Source organism: Pseudomonas sp. B21-056 (genome assembly GCF_026016325.1).
Classification (GTDB): domain Bacteria; phylum Pseudomonadota; class Gammaproteobacteria; order Pseudomonadales; family Pseudomonadaceae; genus Aquipseudomonas.
Map to the genome: position 1 here is coordinate 1,179,153 of NZ_CP087203.1, position 24,691 is coordinate 1,203,843.

Genomic DNA, 24,691 nt, shown 5'->3' on the forward strand with positions numbered 1-24,691 from the left:
GCCTTACCCGGGCCTGAAAGGATCGCGCATGTTTGAAAACCTGACAGACCGTCTCTCGCAGACGCTGCGCCATGTCACCGGCAAGGCGAAGCTGACCGAGGACAACATCAAAGACACCCTGCGCGAAGTGCGCATGGCGTTGCTCGAAGCCGACGTCGCCCTGCCGGTGGTCAAGGACTTCGTCAATTCGGTCAAGGAACGCGCCGTTGGCACCGAGGTGTCGCGCAGCCTGACGCCGGGCCAGGCGTTCGTGAAGGTCGTCCAGGCCGAACTCGAAAGCCTGATGGGCGCCGCCAACGAAGACCTGAACCTGAGCGCAGTGCCGCCGGCCGTGGTGCTGATGGCCGGCCTGCAGGGCGCGGGCAAGACCACCACCGCCGGCAAGCTGGCGCGCCTGCTCAAGGAGCGCAAGAAGAAGTCGGTGATGGTGGTGTCCGCGGACGTCTACCGTCCGGCGGCGATCAAGCAGCTGGAAACCCTGGCCAACGACATCGGCGTGACGTTCTTCCCGTCCGACCTGAGCCAGAAGCCGGTAGACATCGCCCAGGCCGCTATCAAGGAAGCGAAGCTCAAGTTCATCGACGTGGTCATCGTCGACACCGCCGGTCGCCTGCACATCGATGAAGAGATGATGGGCGAGATCAAGGCGCTGCATGCCGCGGTCAAGCCGGTGGAAACCCTGTTCGTGGTCGACGCCATGACCGGCCAGGACGCGGCCAACACCGCCAAGGCATTTGGCGATGCGCTGCCGCTGACCGGCGTGATCCTGACCAAGGTCGACGGCGACGCCCGTGGCGGTGCCGCGCTGTCGGTACGGGCCATCACCGGCAAGCCGATCAAGTTCATCGGTATGGGCGAGAAGAGCGAAGCGCTCGAACCGTTCCACCCCGAGCGTATCGCTTCGCGCATCCTGGGCATGGGCGACGTGCTCAGCCTGATCGAGCAGGCCGAGCAGACCCTCGACAAGGAAAAAGCCGACAAGCTTGCGAAGAAACTGAAGAAGGGCAAGGGCTTCGACCTCGAAGACTTCCGCGACCAGCTGCAACAAATGAAGAACATGGGCGGCCTCGGCGGGCTCATGGACAAGCTGCCGAACATCGGCGGCGTGAACCTGGCGCAGATGGGCAACGCCCAGGGCGCGGCTGAAAAGCAGTTCAAGCAGATGGAAGCCATCATCAACTCCATGACCCCGGCCGAGCGCCGCGACCCTGAGCTGATCAGCGGTTCGCGCAAACGCCGTATCGCCATGGGTTCCGGCACCCAGGTGCAGGACATCGGTCGCTTGATCAAGCAGCACAAGCAGATGCAGAAGATGATGAAGAAGTTCTCCGCCAAGGGCGGGATGGCCAAGATGATGCGCGGCATGGGCGGCATGCTGCCCGGCGGCGGCATGCCCAAGATGTAAGAATCCAGGCACCGGCAGTCATGCCGGTGCAGCCCACGGCGACGTGGGATCTCCAGCCAACCCGTCATCGGCGGGCGCTGACCGTGGCAGATCTGAATGGCAGGCCGGCAGTCGCCGGAAAAAGTCATTTGCAAAAGTCTGGATATTCCTTAGAATATGCGGCCTTTCGGGCACCCATGCCCGCTGTGCATTTAGATTTGCAGCACCGACTACAGGAACGATGTTCACATGCTAACAATCCGTCTTGCCCTTGGCGGCTCCAAAAAGCGCCCGTTTTACCACCTGACCGTAACCGACAGCCGCAACCCGCGTGACGGTTCCCACAAAGAGCAGGTTGGTTTCTTCAACCCTATCGCCCGTGGTCAGGAAGTTCGTCTGTCCGTGAACCAAGAGCGCGTTGCCTACTGGCTGAGCGTTGGTGCACAACCTTCTGAGCGCGTTGCTCAGTTGTTGAAGGAATCGGCTAAGGCTGCGGCCTGAGCAATATGAACGCGACGCCAAAAGATGCTGATGATCTGATCGTTGTCGGCAAAATCTATTCTGTACATGGCGTTCGCGGCGAAGTGAAGGTTTATTCCTTTACTGATCCGATCAAGAACCTGTTGGACTACAAGGCCTGGACGCTCAAGCGCGAAGGCAGTGTGAAACAGGTTGAGCTGGTCAGCGGACGCGGGAACGACAAGTTCCTGGTCGCAAAGCTCAAGGATCTCGATGATCGTGAAGAAGCACGCCTTCTGGCCGGTTATGAGATCTGTGTGCCGCGCAACCTGTTCCCTGAACTGACCGACGGCGAGTACTACTGGTACCAGCTGGTGGGTCTGAAGGTCATCGACCACCTCGGGCAATTGCTCGGGAAAATCGATCACCTGCTCGAGACCGGTTCGAACGATGTCATGGTGGTCAAGCCTTGCGTCGGCAGCCTGGATGATCGCGAACGCCTGTTGCCCTATACCGGGCAGTGCGTGTTGGCCGTTGACCTGGAAGCAGGCGAGATGAAGGTGGAATGGGATGCGGATTTCTGAACGTGGCCAATTTGCGCGTTGAAGTCATCACATTGTTTCCCGAGATGTTTTCCGCCATCAGCGAGTACGGCATAACCAGCCGCGCGGTGAAACAGGAGCTGTTGCAGCTGACCTGTTGGAATCCGCGGGACTACACCACGGATCGGCATCACACTGTGGACGATCGCCCGTTTGGCGGTGGTCCGGGCATGGTGATGAAGATCAAGCCCCTGGAAGATGCACTGGTTCAGGCCAGGGCGGCAGCCGGGGAGGGTGCGAAGGTGATCTACCTGTCGCCCCAAGGCCGCCAGCTGACTCAGTCGGCGGTACGCGAACTGGCGAGTTCGGATGCATTGATCCTGATTGCCGGTCGTTACGAAGGCATTGACGAGCGTTTCATTGAAGCTCATGTCGATGAAGAGTGGTCGGTTGGCGACTATGTACTGTCTGGCGGCGAGCTGCCGGCGATGGTCCTGATCGATGCGGTTACACGACTGCTGCCTGGAGCTTTAGGGCATGCAGATTCCGCTGAGGAAGATTCCTTTACGGATGGTCTGCTGGATTGCCCGCACTACACCCGACCGGAGGTGTATGCGGATCAGCGTGTTCCCGACGTGTTGCTAAGTGGCAACCACGCGCACATCCGGCGTTGGCGTTTACAGCAGTCCCTTGGTCGGACCTGGGAACGACGCGCCGATCTTCTGGAAAGCCGCTCGCTTTCTGGAGAAGAGAAGAAGCTGCTCGAGGAATACATCCGCGAGCGGGACGATAGTTAACAACGTATCGATGGTAAGTCCGAGACTTGCCTTAGGAGCACAGCATGACTAACAAAATCATCCTTGCACTCGAAGCAGAGCAGATGACCAAAGAAATCCCTACCTTTGCCCCGGGCGACACCATTGTCGTTCAGGTGAAAGTGAAGGAAGGTGACCGTTCCCGTCTGCAAGCGTTCGAAGGCGTCGTTATCGCCAAGCGTAACCGTGGCGTGAACAGTGCTTTCACCGTTCGTAAAATCTCCAACGGTGTTGGCGTAGAGCGTACTTTCCAGACCTACAGCCCGCAAATCGACAGCATGGCTGTGAAGCGTCGCGGTGACGTGCGTAAAGCCAAGCTGTACTACCTGCGCGACCTGTCCGGTAAAGCAGCTCGCATCAAGGAAAAACTGGCCTGAGTCCAGCTTCCGATGCAAAAAAAGCAGCCTGAGGGCTGCTTTTTTGTTGCCTGCGATTTGCTCTTTGAGCACCCTGCGTACTTTCTTTTTCGTACTGATGCGGCGTGCATGCGCATCTGCCAAGAGTCTTTATGCCAGCCATCGATCATCCACTGATAGACCAGTTTCTCGACGCCCTGTGGCTGGAGAAAGGCCTGTCTGACAATACCCGTGACGCTTACCGCAGCGACCTGGCGCTGTTCAATGGCTGGTTGCAGGAGAAAAACCTGGAACTGGCCAATGCCGGACGGGAACTGATCCTCGATCACCTGGCATGGCGCCTGGAGCAGAACTACAAGCCGCGCTCAACTGCACGGTTTCTCTCCGGCCTGCGTGGGTTTTATCGTTATTTGCTGCGGGAAAAACTGATCGCGGTGGATCCGACCTTACGCGTGGAGATGCCACAGCTGGGGCGTCCGCTGCCCAAGTCCCTGTCGGAAGCCGATGTGGAGGCGCTGTTGGCGGCGCCGGACCTCAGCGAAGCCATCGGCCAGCGCGACCGGGCCATGCTGGAGGTTCTGTATGCCTGCGGCCTGCGTGTCACCGAGTTGATCAGCCTGACGCTGGAGCAGGTCAACCTGCGCCAGGGTGTGCTGCGGGTGATGGGCAAGGGCAGCAAGGAGCGCCTGGTGCCGATGGGCGAGGAGGCGATCATCTGGGTCGAGCGCTATCTGCGGGACGGTCGCCATGAACTGCTGGGTGGGCGCCCCAGCGACGTATTGTTTCCGAGCCGTAACGGCGACCAGATGACCCGCCAGACCTTCTGGCACCGCATCAAGCACCAGGCCAAGGTCGCCGGGATCAGCAAATCCCTTTCGCCCCACACCTTGCGCCATGCCTTTGCCACGCACCTGCTCAACCACGGCGCCGACCTGCGGGTGGTGCAGATGCTGCTGGGCCACAGCGACCTGTCCACCACCCAGATCTACACCCACGTCGCCCGGGCGCGGTTGCAGGAACTGCATGCCAGGCATCATCCGCGCGGTTGAGGGAGATGCACCGCCCGACTGTGGGGCTCCGATTTTGTTGGCCCCCGAAATTCCTCTGTGGGAGCGAGCCTGCTCGCGAAAGCGGTGGGTCAGCTTGCATCCATGTTGATGTGCTGCCGCTATCGCGAGCAGGCTCGCTCCCACAGGGTTGGATATGCACAAGCCAATGCCTTGCATCAACGGCATTCGGCCACGCGGGCCTTATGTGGTAGGCTTGGCCGGTTTGCACAGTGGGCGGCCGGAACCAGATCTGCGGGTTGGCGTTCTCCGTCCCATTTGTTCGCCTCAGGAGTTCCCATGCGTTTGATCCAGATGTTCACCGCCGCTGCCATCGCGTTGGCCAGCACCTTTGCCATCGCCGATGATGCGGCGGACAAGGCTATTCGCAAGAGCCTGGAAAACCTTCAGCTCGAAGTACCGATCGAAGCCATTTCCGCCAGCCCGATGTCCGGCCTGTATGAAGTCAAGCTCAAGGGCAGCCGCGTGCTCTACGCCAGCGCCGACGGTCAATACATCGTCCAGGGCAACCTGTTCGAGCTCAAGGATGGCAAGCCGGTCAACCTCACCGAGCTGACCGAGCGCCAGGGCGTTTCCAAGCTGATCAACGGCATTCCGGTTGCCGAAACCGTGGTCTACCCGGCGGTGGGCGAAACCAAGTCCCATATCACGGTGTTCACCGACACCACGTGCCCGTACTGCCACAAACTGCATGCCGAAGTGCCGGAGCTGAACAAGCGCGGCATTGAAGTGCGCTACGTCGCGTTCCCGCGCCAGGGCCTGGGCTCGCCGGGCGACGAGCAGTTGCAGGCCGTGTGGTGCTCCAAAGACAAGAAAGCGGCCATGGACAAGATGGTCGATGGCAAGGAAATCAAGGCCGCCAAGTGCGAGAACCCGGTTTCCAAGCAGTTTGCCCTGGGCCAGTCAATAGGCGTGAACGGTACGCCGGCAATTGTTTTGGCGGATGGTCAGGTAATTCCGGGCTACCAGCCGGCGCCGCAAGTCGCCAAACTGGCCCTCGGCGCGAAATAATCATGGGCAATGTGCTGATGAAGAGCATGGCTCGGCGAAAATCTTCGTCGGGCCGTTAAACGCAGAGCCGCGTTGCTGCGCGGCTGTATTTCACGGCCGACCTTGCGTCGGCCGTTTCATGGGGAGTCAAGAGTGAATCCGGTCAAAGTAGGCATCTGTGGGTTAGGTACCGTCGGTGGCGGCACCTTCAACGTACTTCAGCGTAACGCCGAGGAGATTGCCCGCCGTGCCGGGCGTGGAATCGAAGTGGCACAAATTGCCATGCGTACGCCAAAGCCTCAGTTCCAGACGACCGGTATTTCGATTACCAACGATGTATTCGCCGTGGCGGCCAACCCTGAAGTCGATATCGTCATCGAGTTGATGGGTGGCTACACCGTGGCCCGTGAGTTGGTGCTCAAGGCCATCGAGAACGGCAAGCACGTGGTCACCGCCAACAAGGCCCTGATCGCCGTGCACGGTAACGAAATTTTCGCCAAGGCCCGTGAAAAAGGCGTGATCGTGGCGTTCGAAGCCGCCGTGGCCGGTGGTATCCCGGTGATCAAGGCCATCCGCGAAGGCCTGTCGGCCAACCGCATCAATTGGGTCGCCGGCATCATCAACGGCACCGGTAACTTCATCCTTACCGAAATGCGCGAGAAAGGCCGGACCTTCGAGGACGTGCTTACCGAAGCCCAGGCCCTGGGTTACGCCGAGGCCGACCCGACGTTCGACGTGGAAGGCATCGACGCGGCGCACAAGCTGACGATCCTGGCGTCCATTGCCTTTGGTATCCCGTTGCAGTTCGACAAGGCCTACACCGAAGGCATCACCCAGCTGACCACTGCTGACGTGAACTACGCCGAAGCCCTGGGCTACCGCATCAAGCACCTGGGTGTGGCCCGTAGCACCGCCAGCGGCATCGAGCTGCGTGTGCATCCGACCCTGATCCCGGCCGACCGCCTGATCGCCAACGTCAACGGTGTGATGAACGCCGTGATGGTCAACGGCGACGCCTCCGGCTCGACGCTGTTCTACGGCGCCGGCGCCGGCATGGAGCCGACCGCCTCGTCGGTCGTGGCCGACCTGGTGGACGTGGTGCGTGCCATGACCTCCGACCCGGAAAACCGTGTGCCGCACCTGGCCTTCCAGCCGGACTCGCTGTCGGCTCATCCGATTCTTCCGATCGAAGCGTGCGAAAGTGCCTACTACTTGCGCATCCAGGCCAAAGACCATCCGGGTGTACTGGCCCAGGTGGCGAGTATCCTGTCGGAGCGCGGCATCAACATCGAGTCGATCATGCAGAAGGAAGTCGAGGAGCACGACGGCCTGGTGCCGATGATCCTGCTGACCCACCGTGTGGTCGAGCAGCGTATCAACGACGCCATCGCTGCGCTGGAGGCGCTGCAGGACGTCGTGGGTCCGGTGGTCCGTATCCGCGTCGAACATCTGAATTAATTCAGCTGCAGGCGGCAAGCCACAAGCTACGAGTTGAAAGCGGATCGGCTTCTACTTGTAGCTCGTAGCTTGAAGCTCGAAGCTCAAACCAAAGGTTTGCCCTTATGCGCTATATCAGCACCCGCGGCCAGGCACCGGCCCTGAATTTCGAAGATGTCCTGCTGGCCGGCCTGGCCACGGACGGCGGCCTCTATGTGCCGGAAAACCTGCCGCGTTTCACCCAGGAAGAAATCGCCTCCTGGGCCGGCCTGCCGTATCACGAGCTGGCCTTCCGGGTCATGCGCCCGTTCGTCACCGGCAGCATCCCGGACGCCGACTTCAAGAAGATCCTGGAGGAGACCTATGGTGTCTTTTCCCACAACGCCATCGCGCCGCTGCGTCAGCTCAACGGTAACGAATGGGTGATGGAACTGTTCCACGGCCCGACCCTGGCATTCAAGGACTTCGCCCTGCAACTGCTCGGTCGTCTGCTGGACTACGTGCTGCAAAAGCGTGGCGAGCGTGTGGTCATCGTCGGGGCTACCTCCGGCGACACCGGTTCGGCCGCCATCGAAGGCTGCAAGCACTGCGAGAACGTCGACATCTTCATCCTGCACCCGCACAACCGTGTCTCGGAAGTGCAACGCCGGCAGATGACGACGATCTTCGGTGAAAACATCCACAACATCGCCATCGAAGGCAACTTCGATGACTGCCAGGAAATGGTCAAGGCGAGTTTCGCCGACCAGGGTTTCCTCAAGGGCACGCGGCTGGTGGCAGTGAACTCGATCAACTGGGCGCGGATCATGGCCCAGATCGTTTATTACTTCCACGCGGCCCTGCAGCTGGGCGGTCCGGCCCGTTCGGTGTCGTTCTCTGTGCCTACCGGCAACTTCGGCGACATCTTCGCCGGCTACCTGGCGCGCAACATGGGCCTGCCGATCAATCAACTGATCGTCGCCACCAACCGCAACGACATCCTGCACCGCTTCATGAGCGGCAACCAGTACGTCAAGGAAACCCTGCACGCCACGCTGTCGCCGTCGATGGACATCATGGTGTCGTCGAACTTCGAACGCTTGCTGTTCGACCTGCATGGTCGCAACGGCGCGGCGATTGCCGGCCTGATGGACAGTTTCCGTCAGGGTGGCGGTTTCAGCGTCGAGGCCGAGCGCTGGACCGAAGCTCGCAAGCTGTTCGATTCCCTGGCGGTGGACGACGCGCAAACCTGCGAGACCATTGCCGAGGTGTTCGAACAGAGCGGCGAATTGCTCGATCCGCACACGGCCATCGGTGTAAGGGCCGCCCGTGAGTGCCGCCGCAGCCTGGACATCCCCATGGTGATTCTGGGCACCGCTCACCCGGTCAAGTTTCCGGAAGCGGTGGAGAAAGCTGGTGTAGGAAAAGCGCTTGAACTACCTGCACATCTTTCGGATTTGTTTGAGCGAGAAGAGCGCTGCACCGTGCTGCCGAATGACCTGAAAGCCGTACAGGCCTTTGTCAGTCAGCATGGCAACCGCGGCAAGCCTCTCTGATCGCTGAAACCTGTCACATTTTGAAGCCCGTCTCCTGACGGGCTTTCTTGTTTCTGCATGCCAAACTGATCGGGTTTTCGCCCCTTGGAGGGACGGGCGAGTCATCTCGAAGGAAATGCAGATGTTGTTTTTTATCAAATGCAAACCAGCGTTGAGCTGGATGACAGGGTTGGCCCTGATGTGCTGGATGCAATGGGGCGGGGCGGCACAATTGGCAGCCTTTGAAGCGCCGCCGTTTCAGTCCGGCGAGCAACTGGTGCTGGACGCGCAGGAATTGCAGTGGATCGAGGAGCACCCCAGGGTCATCGTGGCCTCGATGCAGTTTCCGTTGTACCTGTTCAAGAATGAACGTGGGCAGTGGAACGGGCTGAACAACGACATCCTCCTGCGCATTGCACGCATGACGGGCCTGGAGTTCGTGCACCGGGAGTCGTTCTCCCCCGACCAGTTGCTGGCGATGCTGGAGCGGGGCGAGGCCGATATGACGACCACCATGGCGATGAACGACGAACGCCGGGACTTCCTCAATTTCAGTCACGCATTCGGTGGTTCCGGCTGGGTATTCGTCGGCCGTGACGGGGAGCCGGCGCTCCATTCGCTGGAGCAGCTCAAGGGCAAGGTCCTGGCGCTGCCGGCCCGGCATGCATTGGAAGCGGAAATCCGCCGCGATTACCCCACCGTCCAGCTACGCACGGTCAAGACCTATGCAGAGGCGCGGGCGCTGGTGGAAAGTGGGGAAGCCCATGCCACCATCGAAAACGAAACCGGGGTGCATCTCTATCCGGCCGGGCAGTTGAAAGTAGGAAGAAACCTTGATGGCAAGTGGGAACCGGACTATCTGGCTGTACGTCAGGATCTGCTGCCGCTGCTGAGTATTCTGAACAAGGCACTGGAAGCGTTCCCGGCCGAGGAAATGCGTGCCCTGCGTTCCAAGTGGATGGCGGGTGTCGTCCCCGGCAAGGCGCCATCGCTCTGGCGGCGGGTGTCCCAGTGGGGCTACTGGTGCGTCGTCGTCTTCGGGGTGTTCGGCCTGCTGTCGCTGCTATGGAATCGGCGCCTGCAAATACAGATTGATCAGCGCCTCAGGGCCGAGGCGGTCCTTAACGATCAGTTGATGCTCCAGAGCGCCTTGATGGACGCCATTCCCGATCCGATTTTCATCCGTGATCTGGAAGGGCGGCTGCTCATGTGCAACAAAAGCTACGAAGAACAGTTCGCGACCCGCTTCGAGAAACTGCGCGGTACCCGCCTGACCGATTCCGCGGCGTTTCCGGCGGCCACGGCCGAGTTGCTGCATGGGGAAATGATGGAGCAACTGCGCACGGGACAGTCCCGGTTCAGTGACCGCCGGGTGATGTTCAACAGCGGATTACGGGATATCTACCATTGGTCGGTGCCGTTCTACGGTGCCGATGGACAGTTGCGTGGTCTCCTGGGGGGCTGGAGCGATGCCGGGCGGCGATGGCGACGTTCGGATAGGCTCCGGGCCTGATACAGGCACGCAACGAAAATGGTTGTCTGCGAAGGCTGTTGTTTCCCTGTCATATTGAACGCGCATGCTCGGTTGAACTGGCCGGTTCGGTACGCTGACGAACTTTCTGCTGCGGCCCACGGTCACTTACTGTGCACATGCAGTTGTTTTCGGACTATTGAAGGGTGATCGAATGGAAAGTATCAGCCTATTGCTGGGTGAGGCTTTGAGCCCGTATCAGGTCACGCTGACTCCCTCCGGCGCCGGTGGCGAATGCCTGGTGACGCTGAAGAATGCTTCTGGAGCCATCATGGTTGAGCGGGTGTTCAATCAGGCGCAGTTGACCGACAAGCGTCAACTGACGGATGTGGTCGATGGTCTGCATCGTGATGTACTGATCGTCGAGGGGCGCCTGGAGCCCTGTGTGATCGCGGCACTGCGCAATCTGGCTCGCGACAAGGTCATGACCGCAGCGAATTGAATGGCAGGTTGTGGGAACCTTCCTACCCCCTGGTGAGTCAGACCTTTTACCAACAAGATCAAGCATTGTGCTCCGGTGCTTGTCGCTTGTTGCACGGACCTCGAATGGTCACGTTTAACCCCGAGTCGTCTCCCCACTTCTCGGGGTTTCTTTTTGCCTGGCGGAAAACGGCGTGGGCACCTTAAATTGCCCCCTCCATGCGCAGGCGAGCGATCTGCTGCGCATCGTAGCCAAGCTCGCCGAGCACCTGGGCATTGTGTTCCCCGAGCGTTGGCCCGACCCATTCGGCGCTGCCCGGTGTGTCGGAAAGTTTCGGTACGATGCCCGGCATCTTGAACGCCTTGCCGTCCGGCAGCTTGGCTTGCAGGAACATTTCACGGGCGAGGAATTGCGGGTCGCTGAACATGTCTTCGGCGCTGAAGATCCGGCTGGCCGGCACTTCGGCCCGGTTCAACTGTTCGATAACGGTATCGAGCGGCAGTGAATTGACCCAGCGATCGATAACGCCGTACAACTCGTCGCGGCGGCCGTCACGCCCGTCGTTGCTGGCCAGTTGCGGTTCATTGGCCAGGTCGTCACGGCCGATGATCTGCATGAAACGCTTGAAGATCGCATCGCCGTTGGCACCAATCTGCACATGCTTGCCGTCGGCGCTGGTGTGGATGGACGATGGGGTGATGCCGGGCATGATATTGCCGGTGCGCTCGCGGATGAAACCGAACACGTCGAACTCCGGCACCATGCTTTCCATCATGGCGAAAATCGCCTCGTACAACGCCACGTCCACCACTTGGCCGGTGCCGCCGTTGACTTCCCGGTGACGCAAGGCCATCAGCGCACCGATCACGCCCCAGAGGGCGGCGATGGAGTCACCGATGGAAATCCCGGTGCGCACCGGCGGCCGGTCTTCGAACCCGGTGATGTAGCGCAAGCCACCCATGGATTCGCCCACCGCGCCAAACCCGGGCTGGTCTTTCATCGGTCCGGTCTGGCCGAAACCGGAGAGACGCACCATCACCAGTTTCGGGTTCAGCGCATGCAGCACATCCCAGCCCAGGCCGAGTTTTTCCAGCACGCCGGGACGAAAGTTCTCGATCAGGATGTCGGCCTCACCGATCAGCTGTTTCAGGATCGCCAGACCGTCGGGGTGTTTCAGGTTCAGGGTCAGGGATTTCTTGTTGCGCGCCTGGACGAACCACCACAGGGAGGTGCCTTCATACAGCTTGCGCCACTTGCGCAGCGGATCACCGCCATCGGGCGATTCGACCTTGACCACTTCGGCACCGAATTCGGCACAGATCCGCGAGGCAAAAGGCCCGGCGATCAGGGTGCCGAGTTCGATGACTTTGACGCCAGCAAGGGGTTTGGCTGTGAGCGACATGAAAGATCCTGTAGGACAAAACGAAACGAATAGAGCGTTTTATCATAGGCCAGCGTCAGTCGCCGCAGGTTGATGGTCGGCAATTCGTGGATTTGCCGTGTCATCGGTTAGACTTGCCGCCTTTCCACGTATCAAGAAGCCCGTTCATGGCCCAGCCGTCCACGACCTATAAGTTTGAACTGAACCTCACCGACCTCGACCGTAATGTCTATGAGAATGTGAAGCAGACCATCGCCCGCCATCCTTCGGAAACCGAGGAACGCATGACCGTGCGGCTGCTGGCCTACGCGCTCTGGTACAACGAGTTGCTGTCGTTTGGTCGCGGTCTGTCAGATGTCGATGAACCTGCGCTGTGGGAAAAGAGCCTGGATGACCGCGTATTGCACTGGATCGAAGTCGGCCAACCCGACGTCGATCGCCTGACCTGGTGCTCGCGTCGTACCGAACGCACCAGCCTGCTGGCCTATGGCAGCCTGCGGGTCTGGGAGGGCAAGGTGATTCCGGCGGTGAAAAACCTGAAGAACGTCAACATCGCTGCTGTGCCCCAGGACGTGCTGGAAACCCTGGCCCAGGACATGCCTCGCGTGATCAAGTGGGATGTGATGATCAGTGAGGGGACGATGTTCGTGACTGACGACCGTGGGCAGCATGAAGTCCAGTTGCAGTGGTTGCTGGGCGAGCGTGGTTGATCCCACAGAAGCTTCTTCGCCAGAACTCCCATAATTTATAGAGAAATGTCTGTCACCCCATGCGCATAGAACCCCGCCAGCTCCCCGCCACCCTGCCGTTTCTCGGTGACCTGCCGCCCCTGCTGACCCGCCTGTACGCGGCGCGTGGCGTGCAGTCCGAGGCTGAGCTGGACAAGAGCCTGGCGCGTCTTATTCCTTATCAGCAGCTCAAGGGCATCGATGCGGCGGTGGACCTGCTGGTGGTGGCCCTGGAGCAACGCCAACGAATCCTGATCGTCGGTGACTTCGATGCCGACGGTGCGACGGCCAGTACCGTGGGCCTGTTGGGGTTGCGCTTGCTGGGGGCGGCCCATGTCGATTATCTGGTGCCCAATCGCTTCGAATACGGTTACGGGCTGACCCCGGAAATCGTCGAAGTCGCCCTGACCCGCGAGCCGCAACTGCTGATCACCGTGGACAACGGCATTTCCAGCGTGGAAGGCGTGGCGGCGGCGAAAGCGGCAGGGCTCAAGGTGCTGGTGACCGACCACCACTTGCCGGGCTCCGAGTTGCCGGCGGCCGATGCCATCGTCAATCCGAACCAGCCGGGCTGTGAGTTCCCGAGCAAGGCGCTGGCCGGAGTCGGGGTGATTTTCTACGTGCTGATGGCCCTGCGCGCACGGTTGCGCAGCCTGGGCTGGTACGTCAGTAAACCGCAGCCGAACATCGGCGAACTGCTGGACCTGGTGGCCCTGGGCAGTGTGGCCGACGTGGTGCCCCTGGACGCCAACAACCGGATCCTCGTGCACCAGGGCCTGGAACGCATTCGCGCCGGACGCGCCCGCCCGGGTATCAAAGCCATTCTGGAAGTGGCCAAGCGTGATCACTCGCGCATTACCTCGACCGATCTCGGATTCATCCTCGGCCCGCGCCTGAATGCGGCGGGGCGTCTGGACGACATGAGCCTGGGCATCGAATGCCTGCTCACCGGCGACGAGGCGCTGGCCCGGGAGATGGCCGCGCAGTTGGATGGCATGAACCAGGACCGCAAATCCATCGAGCAGGGCATGCAGCGTGAGGCGCTGGCCCAGCTCAAGGAGCTGCCGGTGGAGTCGATGCCGTTCGGTCTGTGCCTGTTCGATCCACAGTGGCACCAGGGCGTCATCGGCATCCTCGCCTCGCGCATGAAAGATCGTTACTTCCGTCCGACCATTGCGTTTGCCGATGCTGGGGACGGCATGCTCAAGGGCTCTGGCCGTTCGGTGCAGGGGTTTCATATTCGCGACGCCCTGAGCGTCGTGGCGGCGCAGCATCCGACCCTGATCAGCAAGTACGGCGGCCATGCCATGGCGGCGGGGCTGTCGTTGCCGGAGGCGAACTTCCCGTTGTTCGCCGAGGCTTTCGACGCGGAAGTGCGCAGGCAGTTGCGTGAAGAAGACCTGACCGGACGGCTGTTGTCGGATGGCACCTTGGCGGTGGAAGAATTCCACCTGGAACTGGCCCGGGCCCTGCGCCATGCCGGTCCCTGGGGCCAGCATTTTCCAGAGCCGATGTTCCACGGCGTGTTCCAGCTGGTGGAACAGCGGGTGGTGGGCGAACGGCACCTGAAGGTGGTGCTCAAGAGCGAGTGCGGTTCGGTGAAGCTTGATGGTATCGCCTTCGGCATCGACCGCGACGTCTGGCCGAATCCGACCGTGCGCTGGGTCGAACTGGCCTATAAGCTCGACCTCAATGAGTTTCGCGGGCAGGAAACGGTGCAACTGATGATTGCGCATATCGAGCCGCGGTAGGCCACAGATTCCCCAAGGCGATGATCTCCCTGTGGCGAGGGGATTCATCCCCGCTGGGGCGCGCAGCGGCCCTAAAGCCAGACGACTCGATGTTTCCGGCAGAATTGAGTCTGCTGCTTGGGGATGCTTTGCAGCCCAGCGGGGCGGTGCGACGTTTCGCTGAATCCCCTCGCCACAGGAGCTTGTTTTAAACGCGGAACCCTGCCTTATCCCCGGTTGTCGACTAGGCTCTAAACACTGGTTGATAGCCCTTGTGACGTCTTGTCCATTTTCTTTGCCCGCGGGGGCGGGTGCTGCACCTTTTGTCACTCGTCGACTTTTCAAACAGAACCTGGAGCCTGCCCACTGATTCGAAGAGGTGCCCCATGAGTCTGCTGCTTGAACCCTATACCGTACGCCAATTGACCCTGCCCAATCGCATCGCGGTGTCGCCGATGTGCCAGTATTCGAGCGTCGATGGCCTGGCCAATGACTGGCACTTGGTGCACCTCGGCAGCCGCGCCGTGGGGGGCGCCGGCCTGGTGTTCACCGAAGCCACCGCCGTCACCGCTGACGGCCGCATCACCGCCCAGGACCTGGGCCTGTGGAACGATGAACAGATCGAACCCCTGCAACGCATCACCCGTTTCATCACCGCCCAGGGGGCCGTGCCGGGCATTCAACTGGCCCACGCCGGGCGCAAGGCCAGCACCTGGCGGCCCTGGCTGGGCAAGCATGGCAGCGTGAAACCTGCGGATGGCGGCTGGGTGCCGGTCGGCCCTTCACCGATTGCCTTCGATCCGCAGCACACTCAGCCGACTCAACTGGACGAAGGGCAGATCAATGCCGTCATCCAGGCCTTCGTTGAAGCGGCCCGGCGTGCCCTGACGGCCGGGTTCAAGGTGGTCGAGGTTCACGCGGCCCACGGTTACCTGCTGCATCAGTTCCTGTCGCCGTTGAGTAATCAGCGGCGCGATCAATATGGCGGTTCGTTCGAAAACCGTATCCGGCTGGTGCTGCAGGTCACCGAAGCGGTCAGGGCCGTATGGCCGCAGGAGTTGCCGGTCTTCGTGCGCGTGTCGGCCACCGATTGGGTCGAGGACGGCTGGAACCCCGATGAAACCGTCGAGCTGGCGCGGCGATTCAGGGCGTTGGGGGTGGATTTGATCGATGTGTCATCGGGCGGCACCGCGGCGAATGCGGAAATCCCCACCGGTCCGGGTTACCAGACGCGTTTCGCCGAGCGGGTGCGCAAGGAGTCGGAAATCGCCACTGGCACCGTCGGCATGATCACCGAACCGGCCCAGGCCGAGCACATCCTGCGGACCTGTCAGGCCGACATCATTTTCCTGGCCCGCGAGTTGTTGCGCGATCCGTACTGGGCACTGCATGCCGATGATGACCTGGGTGGGCGCAAGGCGGTATGGCCGGCGCAGTATCAGCGGGCGACCCATCGGGACCAGCCGATTCATGAGTCGGATCTGCGGGACTGACTGTCCTTTGTGAAAACAAAGCCCCGGCATTCAGGCCGGGGCTGGCCTCATCGCGAGCAGGCTCGCTCCCACAAGGGATTGGTGTTGTTCACAGAATGTGTGTTCGACACCCTACCCTGTGGGAGCGAGCCTGCTCGCGATGGGGCCAGCCCGGACGATGAACAACTGTCAGGGATACTTGCGCTTATCCGGCGCCGGCGGGAAGTACTGGTACAGCCAGGTCTCGCTCAGGGTCCGGTCTTTGCTGCGAATGAACAGGCGCATTTCCACCGGGTCCACACGGTCGTCGGTCGGGTACCAGTCGAAGGTGATGCGATAGCCCTTGATCGCATCCACCACCAGCACGTTGAAGTCCTTCACCTCGCCATGGGAACAGGTCACCACCGGTTCGATGCCGGTCCCAGGGGGTAGCTGATCGAGACCACCGCCACTGAAGTCCACGGCAAAGCGTCGTGCCCAGACGGTCGGGTAATGCTCGCCTGGTGCCCAACCTTCGATGAACCCACCCATGCCCGAACGGCTCGCGTGAACCTGGGCCAGCTCCGTACTCACCGGCGGCAAGGCGCTCCAGTAGAGTTTGTAGCCATAGTTCAGCGAGTCACCGGCCTTGACCGGCTTTTTCGGTGACCAGAACGCGACGATGTTATCCAGGGTTTCGCCGGTCGTGGGAATTTCCAACAGATCCACAGAGCCTTCGCCCCAGGCCGTCGTCGGCTCGACCCACAGGCTCGGACGTTTGCTGTACCAGTCCACGGTGTCCTGGTAACTCTCGAAGCTGTGGTCGGTCTGCACCAGGCCGAAGCCTTTCGGGTTGTTGTCGGCAAAGGCGTTGAATTGCAAGGTGGCGGGGTTGTTCAGCGGGCGGCAGACCCACTCGCCGTTGCCGCGCCACATGGCCAGTCGGTCAGAGTCGTGAATCTGCGGGTGAATGGTGTCGCACATGCGTCGCTCGACGGTGCCGCAACTGAACATGCTGGTCATTGGCGCAATGCCCAGTTGTTCGATGGCGGTCCGGGCGTTGATGTGGGCGTCGACTTCCATCACGACCCGGGTGGGTTGGCAATCGATGTCAAAACGATAAGCCCCAGTAGCGCTGGGGGAATCGAGCAGGGCATAGACCACGAAGCGGGTGCTGTTCTTGTCCGGGGTTTCGAACCAGAACTGAGTGAAGTCCGGAAATTCCTCACGGTGCTTGGCATACGTATCGATCGCCAGCCCACGGGCCGAGAGCCCGTACTGGCCGGTAGCGTCCACGGCGCGGAAATAGCTGGCGCCCAGAAACGAAACGATGTCGTGCCGGTCCAGCTCCGGCGCCTTGAAGGCCCGGAACCCGGAGAAGCCAAGGTCACCCTTCAGTTGCGCGGTGTTGACCGTGGTTTTCTCGTAGTTGAACAGCTCCGGGCGGAAGTGCACTTCACGGGCCTGACGGGTCTTCGGATCGACGCTGTGCATGCGCACCGGCTGCTTGAAGCCCATGCCGACGTGGAAAAACTGTACGTCCAGTTGACCGTCCAGCTCGTTCCACAACGAATGGTTGGCGTCATACCGGATAGCGTTGAACTGCAATGGCGACATCATCGCCAACGTTTCTGGCAAGACTTGCTTGGTGTCGACGTAACGTTGTCCGGCCAGCCGCTTGGCCTGATCTTTCAGGCTCTTGAAATCGAAGGGACGGGCTTCGCCGTCGGCCGTCTGATCGGCGGCCCAGGCCCGTGCTGCCATGAGTCCCGAAGCCGAAAGCCCGGTATAGGCGGCGAAAGCCATGGAGGCCTTGAGCAGATTCCTGCGATGCATAAATACAACCTTTCTCGAAACAAGCCCCAGCCGTTCCTGGCAACAGGGATTGCTACAACTGATAAAGGAGTTCGGACATGCCTTTGGCCAAACGAGACTTAGAAGAGATGCCTGAGAACCGGATCGGTTCACCGAGGCGCAAAATCATAGGGGATACGTCGACGACTGAGAAAAGGAAAGCGTGGCTTGGTTAAATTTTCTTACAGATATTTCTTTTTTCTTGGTGATCCCTGCATTTTTTTGACTAATTACTCTAAAACTGTCTCTTCGCTGTGTGAATCACCCCTATTCTTTAGCTTGGCGAAGGGGCTCAGTCCGAGGCCTCGGCAGGCTCCGTCAGGTTCCGGGGAATCCATTCGACGTACACAAGGACATTGTTCATGACGAAACTACAGGGCATTACCGAAATGCTGGGGCTCTTCCCATGCCTGCACAACGCGCGCCGGACGCGGCGCCTCAGCCTGGAGGAATTGCGACTGGTGGAGCGCTACCGCGAGCTGTCGGAAAACGACCGGATCGCCATGCGTTACCTGGTGGATGCGATGAGGAGTGTTTCGCGGTTCTGAGCAAGTTGTCGTACTGGATCGGCCGGGGCAGGGTCGCTGCTTATTCCATCGACCAGTCCTGGGGACGTTCGGTGCGCTGGTGCAATATCCGCAGGATCTGCAATTGACCTTGCACGACCCGATAAGGCGCAACGAACGGGTAGCGTGTCAGCACCAGCTCCCGAACGTCCGGAACGACCGAAGGACGGCCGCAGCCCGGGAAACGCTCCAGCTGTTGCAGCGCCTCCAGAATGGAGCTGATGACAGCGGTGGCGTCTTGGGTGCCGATGGCACCTTGGTAATGTTCATGAATCGAGTCGAGGTCACTTTGTGCTTTATCAGTCAGTACGGTGCGCGGCACGCTTTGCCCACTTAGCCTTCACGGCATCCAGATCGGTCAGGTTTCCAGCGTCGGCATCTGCCATGCCTTCGCTGATGGCTTGCAGATGCCAGGACTCGGCTTCCACATAACGAACCAGTGCACGCTTGAGGTGGTACTGACGGTCGCGCTCGGTAGCGGCGGCCAACAAGTCCAGCTGCTGGGCCAGACCTTCTTCCACACGAAATGACAAAACAGGCGAGGCCATGGAGAGATACCCTTGGGTGTATACGTTGTAGACAACCCTAGGGCCTGCCAGGATTTCCGTCAACCGGCGAGCGTGCACCGATTGACGAAAACCTTAGCAAGACGAAGGCGGGGCGGTAGTCCGCATGTGTTTCCAGATGCTTGTTGCATTCAATGCTTGAACATCACATGCCGCACCACCGTGTAGTCCTCCAGCCCATACATGGACATGTCCTTGCCATAACCGGAATGTTTCTGACCGCCATGGGGCATTTCGCTGACGAGCATGAAGTGGGTGTTCACCCAGGTGCAGCCGTATTGCAGGCGCGCCGACAAGCGATGGGCCCGGCCGACGTCGCGGGTCCATACCGATGAGGCCAGGCCGTAGTCCGAGTCATTGGCCCAGGCCAGCACCTGCGCTTCGTCGAGAAACGGGGTGACGGACACCACCGGGCCGAAGACCTCCCGGCGCACGATTTCGTCGTCCTGCTGGGCATCGGCCAGCACCGTCGGTTCGAAGAAGAACCCGTTGCCGTCCACGGCCTTGCCCCCGGTGATCAGGCGGATATGCGGCTGGGCGATGGCCCGCTCGACGAGCCCGGCCACGCGGTCGCGATGCTGGGCGGTGATCAGCGGGCCCATCTCGGTGTCCGGCGCGGTTTGCAGGCCGTACTTGATGCTGCCCACCGCGGCACCGAGTTTTTCGACGAACTGGTCGTAGATGCCTTGTTGGGCATAGATGCGACAGGCCGCCGTGCAGTCCTGGCCGGCATTGTAGAAACCGAAGGTGCGGATACCTTCCACGGCGGCGTCGATGTCGGCGTCGTCGAAGATGATCACCGGGGCCTTGCCGCCCAGTTCCATGTGGGTGCGCTTGACGCTGTCGGCGGTGCTGGAAATGATGTGCGAGCCGGTGGCGATGGAGCCGGTCAGCGACACCATGCGCACTTTCGGGTGAGTGACCAGCGGCTGGCCGACGGTTTGCCCACGACCGAAGACCACGTTGAGTACACCGGCCGGGAAAATTTCCGCTGCCAGTTCCGCCAGGCGCAACGCCGTCAAGGGCGTCTGTTCCGACGGCTTGAGCACCACGGTATTACCGGCGGCCAGGGCCGGGGCGATTTTCCAGGCAACCATCATCAGCGGGTAGTTCCAGGGCGCGATGGAGGCAATGACACCCACCGGGTCGCGGCGGATCATCGACGTATGCCCCGGCAGGTATTCGCCCCCCGCCGAGCCGTTCATGCAGCGACTGGCGCCGGCAAAGAAGCGGAACACGTCGGCAATGGCCGGGATCTCGTCATTCAGGGCAGCGCCCAGGGGTTTGCCGCAGTTGTCTGACTCCAGTTTCGCCAGTTCTTCGCCGTGGGCTTCAATGGCGTCGGCCAGTTTGAGCAGCAGCAGGGAGCGGTCCTTGGGCGCGACCTGCGACCAGCTATCGAAGGCGTCATCGGCGGCGCGCACGGCGGCGTCGACCTGGGCTTCGCTGGCTTCGTTGATTTCCACCAGCACCCGGCCCAGCGCCGGGTTGAACACGGCCTGGCCGGGACCTTCGCCGTTCACCAGGCGACCGTTGATCAGCAGTTTGGTTTGCATGTCCATGTCCTCTCGAGGTGTTGTTTTTGTGGGAGCGAGCCTGCTCGCGAAAGCGGTGGTTCAGTCAGTGCACGGTGCCTGATGGACCGCATTCGCGAGCAGGCTCGCTCCCACATGGGTTCATCGCGGTTTGCGCCTGATTCATTTCCCCCCGCTACCCGCCACGCTTTCACCCCCACGGGTCAGGTAATAGGCGCCCAGTATCGGCAGCATGGTCACCATCATCACCAGCATGGCGACGACATTGGTCACCGGAACGTCGCGGGGGCGGCTGAGCTGGTTGAGCAGCCAGAGCGGCAGCGTGCGTTCGTGGCCGGCGGTGAAGGTGGTGACAATGATTTCGTCGAACGACAGTGCAAACGCCAGCATGCCGCCGGCCAACAGCGCCGAGCCCAGGTTGGGCAGGATGATGTAGCGGAAGGTCTGCCAGCCATCGGCCCCCAGGTCCATCGAGGCCTCGATCAGGCTGTGGGAGGTGCGGCGCAGTCGGGCGATGACGTTGTTGTAGACGATCACCACGCAGAAGGTCGCGTGGCCGACGACGATGGTGAACATGCCTGGTTCGATTCCCAGGGTCTTGAACGTGGCCAGCAACGCAATGCCGGTGATGATCCCCGGCAGGGCGATGGGCAGGATCAGCATCAGCGAAATCCCCTGCTTGCCGAAGAAGTCGCGACGGTACAGCGCCGCCGATGCCAGCGTGCCGAGCACCATGGCGATCAGGGTGGCGATGGTCGCGATCTGCAACGACAACTTGATCGCCTCCAGCACATCCGGACGGGCAAAGGCCACGCTGAACCATTTCAGGGTCAGGCCCTTGGGCGGGAAGCTGAAGGCGGCGTCCTCGGTGTTGAAGGCATAGAGGAAGATGATCAGGATCGGGAAGTGCAGGAACACCAGCCCGCCCCAAGCCGCGATGCGCAAGCCCCAGGAGGCCCGGGTTGAAGAGTCAGAGTGCATCGAAAGCCCCCAGGCGCTTGACGATAGACAGGTAGATGGCAATCAGCACGATGGGCACCAGGGTGAAGGCTGCGGCCATGGGCATGTTGCCGATGGCGCCTTGTTGGGCGTAGACCATGCTGCCGACGAAGTAGCCCGGCGGGCCCACCAGTTGGGGCACGATGAAATCCCCCAGGGTCAGCGAGAAGGTGAAGATCGAGCCGGCGGCGATGCCCGGGATCGACAGTGGCAGGATCACCTGCATGAACGTCTGGCGTGGCCTGGCCCCCAGGTCCGCCGAGGCTTGCAGCAACGACGGCGGCAGGCGCTCCAGGGAGGCCTGGATCGGCAGGATCATGAACGGCAGCCAGATATAGACAAACACCAGGAAGCGCCCCAGGTGCGAAGTGGACAGTGTGCTGCCGCCGACGCCGGGGATGCCCAGTACGAACTGCAACACCGGCTCCAGGCCCAGGTGCTGGATGAACCACTGTGCCACGCCGCCCTTGGCCAGCAACAATGTCCAGGCGTAGGCCTTGACGATGTAGCTGGCCCACATCGGCAACATCACCGCGATGTAGAAAAACGCCTTGGTCTTGCCGCTGGTGTAGCGCGCCATGTAATAGGCGATGGGAAACGCGACGACGGCGCTGGCGATGGACACCGCGATGGCCATGCTTACGGTGCGCAGGATGATGTCGAAGTTCGAGGGCTGGAACAGCGCGGCGAAATTCGCCAGGGTCAGGTCCGGCGTGACCGCCATGGTGAAGTCGTCGAAGGTGTAGAAACCTTGCCACAACAAGGTCAGCAGCGAGCCCAGGTAGATCGCGCCGAACCAGATCAGCGGCGGTACCAGCAGCATCGACAGGTACAGGTTGGGCCGCCGGTACAGCAGGTTGGAAAACCGTCGCAGCGAACCCGGCGCGGGTGTCTGGGGGAGGGCCAGTGTATTCATCTCAGGCCTCGCCGCCGATGGTGTCGTGCAGGGCGATCATCGCCTCGCGGGCCCAGCGGACCGTGAACTGCTGGCCGGTCTGGTGCAAGGTACTGTTGTCGGTCCACTGAGTGTTGGCCTGGCTCAGGTTCAGGGTCTGGCCATTTGCAAGTTTCAACTCGTAGCGGGTGGCGCTGCCCTGGTATTGAATGTCGTGAAGCAGCCCCTGGACTTCGATCTCATGGCCGCTCAACGGACCCTCGGCGAAACGCACGTGTTCCGGGCGGATCGAAAACGGTTGTGGATAACCGCTCAGTTGTGTTGCCAGTTCGCCGCGAATCACGTTGGAGGTGCCGACAAATTCCGCGACAAAGGTGGTCGCCGGTTTCATGTACAGGTTGCGCGGCGTATCGACCTGTTCGATACGACCCTTGTTGAACACCGCCACCCGGTCGGACATCGACAATGCCTCGGTCTGGTCATGGGTGACGAAAATGAAGGTGATACCCAACTGGCGCTGCAGTTTCTTCAATTCGCCTTGCATCTGTTCGCGCAGCTTCAGGTCGAGGGCGCCCAGGGGTTCGTCCAGCAGCAACACCCGCGGACGATTGACCAGCGCACGGGCCAGGGCGACGCGCTGGCGTTGGCCGCCGGAGAGCTGCACCGGTTTGCGCTCGCCATAGCCGCCCAGGGCCACCATCTCCAGCGCTTCGTCGGCGCGCTTGACGCGCTCGGCCTTGGCGACGCCTTTGACTTTCAGGCCGTAGGCCACGTTGTCGCGCACGTTCATGTGGGGGAAGAGGGCGTAATCCTGGAACACCGTGTTGACGTCCCGTTGATAGGGCGGTAGCCCGGCGGCCTCCTCGCCATGGATGCGGATCGAGCCGGCGCTCGGTTGTTCGAAACCGGCAATCAGCCGCAGGCAGGTGGTTTTGCCCGACCCGGAGGGGCCCAGCATGGAAAAGAATTCGCCGTCCTGGATATCGATGGAAACCCGGTCAACGGCTTTCACCTCGCCGAACTGACGGGAGACGTGAGTGAACTGGACTGCGAGAGTCATGGTGCGGTGCTCCATAAAGCGCGACTGCTGTGGAATCAATAGTGGTGGCGGGCACCTATCCTGTGGCGAGGGGATTCATCCCCGCTGGGCTGCGAAGCAGCCCCAAAGCAGACGACCCAAAGCTGTCTGATACTCAGAGGCGTCACTTTGGGGGCTGCTTCGCAGCCCAGCGGGGATAAATCCCCTCGCCACAAAGGCAGTGTTCATCTGTGGTTTTTACACCGACCGATCAGCCCTACCGCCCGCCCATGATCGCGATGTAATCCTGGGTCCAGCGGCTGTACGGCACGAACTTGCCGCCCTCGGCCTGTGGGGTTTTCCAGAAGGCGATCTTGTCGAACTGGTCGAAACCGTTGGTCTTGCAACCTTCAGCCCCCAACAGCTCGCTGCCCTGGCACGCCGCAGGCACCGCCGGCAAGGAGCCGAACCACGCGGCCACATCACCCTGGACCTTCGGTTGCAGCGACCAGTCCATCCACTTGTAGGCGCAATTGGGGTGCTTGGCCTCGGTGTGGAGCATGGTGGTGTCGGCCCAACCGGTGGCGCCTTCCTTCGGAATGGTCGAGGCGATCGGTTGTTTCTCGTTGACCAGGCCGTTGACCTGATACGGCCAGGCGCCGGACGCCACCACGCCTTCGTTCTTGAAGTCACTCATCTGCACGGTGGTGTCATGCCAGTAGCGGTGGATCAGCGGTTGCTGGGCCCGCAGCAGCTCCAGCACGGCCTTGTACTGGGCTTCGTCGAGTTGGTAGGGATCCTTGATGCCCAGCTCGGGCTTGGCGGTCTTGAGGTACAACGCTGCATCGGCGATGTAGATCGGCCCGTCGTAGGCCTGCACGCGCCCCTTGTTCGGCTTGCCATCGGGCAGGGCCTGGGCGCTGAACAGTACGCTCCAACTGGTGGGTGCCTGCTTGAACACGTTGGTGTTGTACATCAGCACGTTTGGCCCCCATTGATACGGCGTGCCATAGGTCTGCTGGTTGACCACGTACCACGGCGCGTCCTTGAGGCGCGGATCGAGGTTCTTCCAGTTGGGGATCAGTGCGGTGTTGATCGGTTGCACCCGCTTGCCGACGATCAGTCGCAACGATGCGTCGCCCGAGGCGGTGACCAGGTCGTAGCCACCCTTGCTCATCAGGCTGACCATTTCGTCGGAGGTTGCGGCGGTTTTCACGTTGACCTTGCAGCCGGTTTCCTTCTCGAACCCGGTTACCCAATCGTAGGCCTTGTCGCTTTCGCCCCGTTCGATGTAACCCGGCCAGGCGACGATATCCAGTTGGCCTTCACCGGCGCCGACAGCCTTGAGCGGTTCGGCGGCCTGGACGCTGATGCTGGTCAACAGTGCCGTGGTGATTGCGCTGAGTAATACGGTCTTGTGCGCGTACATGGGAATCCCTCTTGCTTTAATTG

At 61.1% G+C, this 24,691-nt stretch carries 24 protein-coding genes; 15 read left to right on the plus strand and 9 right to left on the minus strand.

The window, feature by feature from the left end; translation table 11 throughout:
• Positions 1-28: 28 nt before the first annotated feature.
• The 11 genes from ffh (at position 29) to LOY67_RS05165 (ending at position 10,537) form a co-directional block, all read left to right on the plus strand.
• A complete protein-coding gene (gene ffh, locus LOY67_RS05115; protein WP_265066223.1) occupies positions 29-1,405 on the plus strand; it encodes a signal recognition particle protein in 1,377 nt (458 codons plus the stop codon).
• Positions 1,406-1,633: 228 nt separating this feature from the next.
• A complete protein-coding gene (gene rpsP, locus LOY67_RS05120) occupies positions 1,634-1,885 on the plus strand; it encodes a 30S ribosomal protein S16 (RefSeq protein ID WP_007927680.1) in 252 nt (83 codons plus the stop codon).
• Between the two features lie 5 nt (positions 1,886-1,890).
• Positions 1,891-2,427: a ribosome maturation factor RimM gene (rimM, locus tag LOY67_RS05125; protein ID WP_265066224.1), complete on the plus strand. Its 537-nt coding sequence runs from the start codon at positions 1,891-1,893 to the stop codon at positions 2,425-2,427.
• Positions 2,409-3,182 (plus strand): tRNA (guanosine(37)-N1)-methyltransferase TrmD, encoded by a 774-nt coding sequence (gene trmD, locus LOY67_RS05130; protein WP_265066225.1) that lies wholly within the window; start codon positions 2,409-2,411, stop codon positions 3,180-3,182. The genes rimM and trmD overlap by 19 nt, the downstream gene beginning before the upstream one ends.
• Before the next feature lie 44 nt (positions 3,183-3,226).
• Positions 3,227-3,577: a 50S ribosomal protein L19 gene (gene rplS / locus LOY67_RS05135; RefSeq protein WP_003175895.1), complete on the plus strand. Its 351-nt coding sequence runs from the start codon at positions 3,227-3,229 to the stop codon at positions 3,575-3,577.
• A gap of 131 nt (positions 3,578-3,708) precedes the next feature.
• Positions 3,709-4,605 (plus strand): site-specific tyrosine recombinase XerD, encoded by an 897-nt coding sequence (xerD, locus tag LOY67_RS05140; protein ID WP_265066226.1) that lies wholly within the window; start codon positions 3,709-3,711, stop codon positions 4,603-4,605.
• Between the two features lie 297 nt (positions 4,606-4,902).
• Positions 4,903-5,634 carry a DsbC family protein gene (locus LOY67_RS05145; protein WP_047702125.1) on the plus strand — a complete coding sequence of 244 codons (732 nt, stop codon included), beginning with the start codon at positions 4,903-4,905 and terminating at the stop codon, positions 5,632-5,634.
• A 132-nt stretch (positions 5,635-5,766) separates the two neighbouring features.
• The gene (locus tag LOY67_RS05150; RefSeq protein WP_041024826.1) at positions 5,767-7,071 is read left to right on the plus strand and encodes a homoserine dehydrogenase; all 1,305 of its coding nucleotides are present in this window, start codon (positions 5,767-5,769) and stop codon (positions 7,069-7,071) included.
• A 104-nt stretch (positions 7,072-7,175) separates the two neighbouring features.
• Positions 7,176-8,585 carry a threonine synthase gene (thrC, locus tag LOY67_RS05155; RefSeq protein WP_265066227.1) on the plus strand — a complete coding sequence of 470 codons (1,410 nt, stop codon included), beginning with the start codon at positions 7,176-7,178 and terminating at the stop codon, positions 8,583-8,585.
• 121 nt (positions 8,586-8,706) lie between these two features.
• A complete protein-coding gene (locus LOY67_RS05160; protein ID WP_265066228.1) occupies positions 8,707-10,077 on the plus strand; it encodes a transporter substrate-binding domain-containing protein in 1,371 nt (456 codons plus the stop codon).
• A gap of 172 nt (positions 10,078-10,249) precedes the next feature.
• Positions 10,250-10,537, plus strand: a complete 288-nt coding sequence (locus LOY67_RS05165; protein WP_265066229.1) for a DUF3509 domain-containing protein — start codon at positions 10,250-10,252, stop codon at positions 10,535-10,537.
• A gap of 181 nt (positions 10,538-10,718) precedes the next feature.
• Here the strand turns inward: LOY67_RS05165 and LOY67_RS05170 are convergent, their stop codons facing one another.
• Positions 10,719-11,918 (minus strand): CaiB/BaiF CoA transferase family protein, encoded by a 1,200-nt coding sequence (locus tag LOY67_RS05170; protein ID WP_265066230.1) that lies wholly within the window; start codon positions 11,916-11,918, stop codon positions 10,719-10,721.
• Between the two features lie 146 nt (positions 11,919-12,064).
• Here LOY67_RS05170 and LOY67_RS05175 point away from each other — a divergent pair, with 146 nt between their 5' ends.
• From LOY67_RS05175 to LOY67_RS05185, 3 genes are all read left to right on the plus strand, one after another.
• Positions 12,065-12,607: a YaeQ family protein gene (locus LOY67_RS05175; RefSeq protein ID WP_265066231.1), complete on the plus strand. Its 543-nt coding sequence runs from the start codon at positions 12,065-12,067 to the stop codon at positions 12,605-12,607.
• A 59-nt stretch (positions 12,608-12,666) separates the two neighbouring features.
• A complete protein-coding gene (gene recJ, locus LOY67_RS05180) occupies positions 12,667-14,376 on the plus strand; it encodes a single-stranded-DNA-specific exonuclease RecJ (protein WP_265066232.1) in 1,710 nt (569 codons plus the stop codon).
• 365 nt (positions 14,377-14,741) lie between these two features.
• Complete coding sequence (locus tag LOY67_RS05185; protein WP_265066233.1) at positions 14,742-15,848, plus strand: NADH:flavin oxidoreductase/NADH oxidase; 1,107 nt, start codon at positions 14,742-14,744, stop codon at positions 15,846-15,848.
• A 168-nt stretch (positions 15,849-16,016) separates the two neighbouring features.
• Here the strand turns inward: LOY67_RS05185 and LOY67_RS05190 are convergent, their stop codons facing one another.
• Positions 16,017-17,642 carry a glucan biosynthesis protein D gene (locus LOY67_RS05190; RefSeq protein ID WP_265066234.1) on the minus strand — a complete coding sequence of 542 codons (1,626 nt, stop codon included), beginning with the start codon at positions 17,640-17,642 and terminating at the stop codon, positions 16,017-16,019.
• 380 nt (positions 17,643-18,022) lie between these two features.
• On the opposite strand from LOY67_RS05190, the gene LOY67_RS05195 reads away from it, so the two are divergent.
• Entirely contained in the window at positions 18,023-18,208 is a 186-nt protein-coding gene (locus tag LOY67_RS05195) for a hypothetical protein (protein ID WP_265066235.1), read from the plus strand.
• A gap of 40 nt (positions 18,209-18,248) precedes the next feature.
• On the opposite strand, the gene LOY67_RS05200 is transcribed toward LOY67_RS05195, so the two are convergent.
• The 7 genes from LOY67_RS05200 to ydcS all read right to left on the minus strand — a co-directional run bounded on the left by LOY67_RS05200 (position 18,249) and on the right by ydcS (position 24,668).
• Positions 18,249-18,548, minus strand: coding sequence for a type II toxin-antitoxin system RelE/ParE family toxin (locus LOY67_RS05200; RefSeq protein WP_265066236.1), 300 nt, complete (start codon positions 18,546-18,548; stop codon positions 18,249-18,251).
• Positions 18,526-18,774, minus strand: coding sequence for a CopG family ribbon-helix-helix protein (locus tag LOY67_RS05205; RefSeq protein ID WP_265066237.1), 249 nt, complete (start codon positions 18,772-18,774; stop codon positions 18,526-18,528). The genes LOY67_RS05200 and LOY67_RS05205 overlap by 23 nt, the downstream gene beginning before the upstream one ends.
• A gap of 149 nt (positions 18,775-18,923) precedes the next feature.
• Positions 18,924-20,348, minus strand: a complete 1,425-nt coding sequence (locus LOY67_RS05210) for a gamma-aminobutyraldehyde dehydrogenase (RefSeq protein ID WP_265066238.1) — start codon at positions 20,346-20,348, stop codon at positions 18,924-18,926.
• A 141-nt stretch (positions 20,349-20,489) separates the two neighbouring features.
• Positions 20,490-21,308 carry an ABC transporter permease gene (locus LOY67_RS05215; RefSeq protein WP_265066239.1) on the minus strand — a complete coding sequence of 273 codons (819 nt, stop codon included), beginning with the start codon at positions 21,306-21,308 and terminating at the stop codon, positions 20,490-20,492.
• Positions 21,298-22,242, minus strand: coding sequence for an ABC transporter permease (locus LOY67_RS05220; protein ID WP_265066240.1), 945 nt, complete (start codon positions 22,240-22,242; stop codon positions 21,298-21,300). The genes LOY67_RS05215 and LOY67_RS05220 overlap by 11 nt, the downstream gene beginning before the upstream one ends.
• Before the next feature lies 1 nt (position 22,243).
• Positions 22,244-23,281 (minus strand): ABC transporter ATP-binding protein, encoded by a 1,038-nt coding sequence (locus tag LOY67_RS05225; protein ID WP_265066241.1) that lies wholly within the window; start codon positions 23,279-23,281, stop codon positions 22,244-22,246.
• Positions 23,282-23,516: 235 nt separating this feature from the next.
• A complete protein-coding gene (ydcS, locus tag LOY67_RS05230; protein ID WP_265066242.1) occupies positions 23,517-24,668 on the minus strand; it encodes a putative ABC transporter substrate-binding protein YdcS in 1,152 nt (383 codons plus the stop codon).
• Positions 24,669-24,691 lie beyond the last annotated feature (23 nt).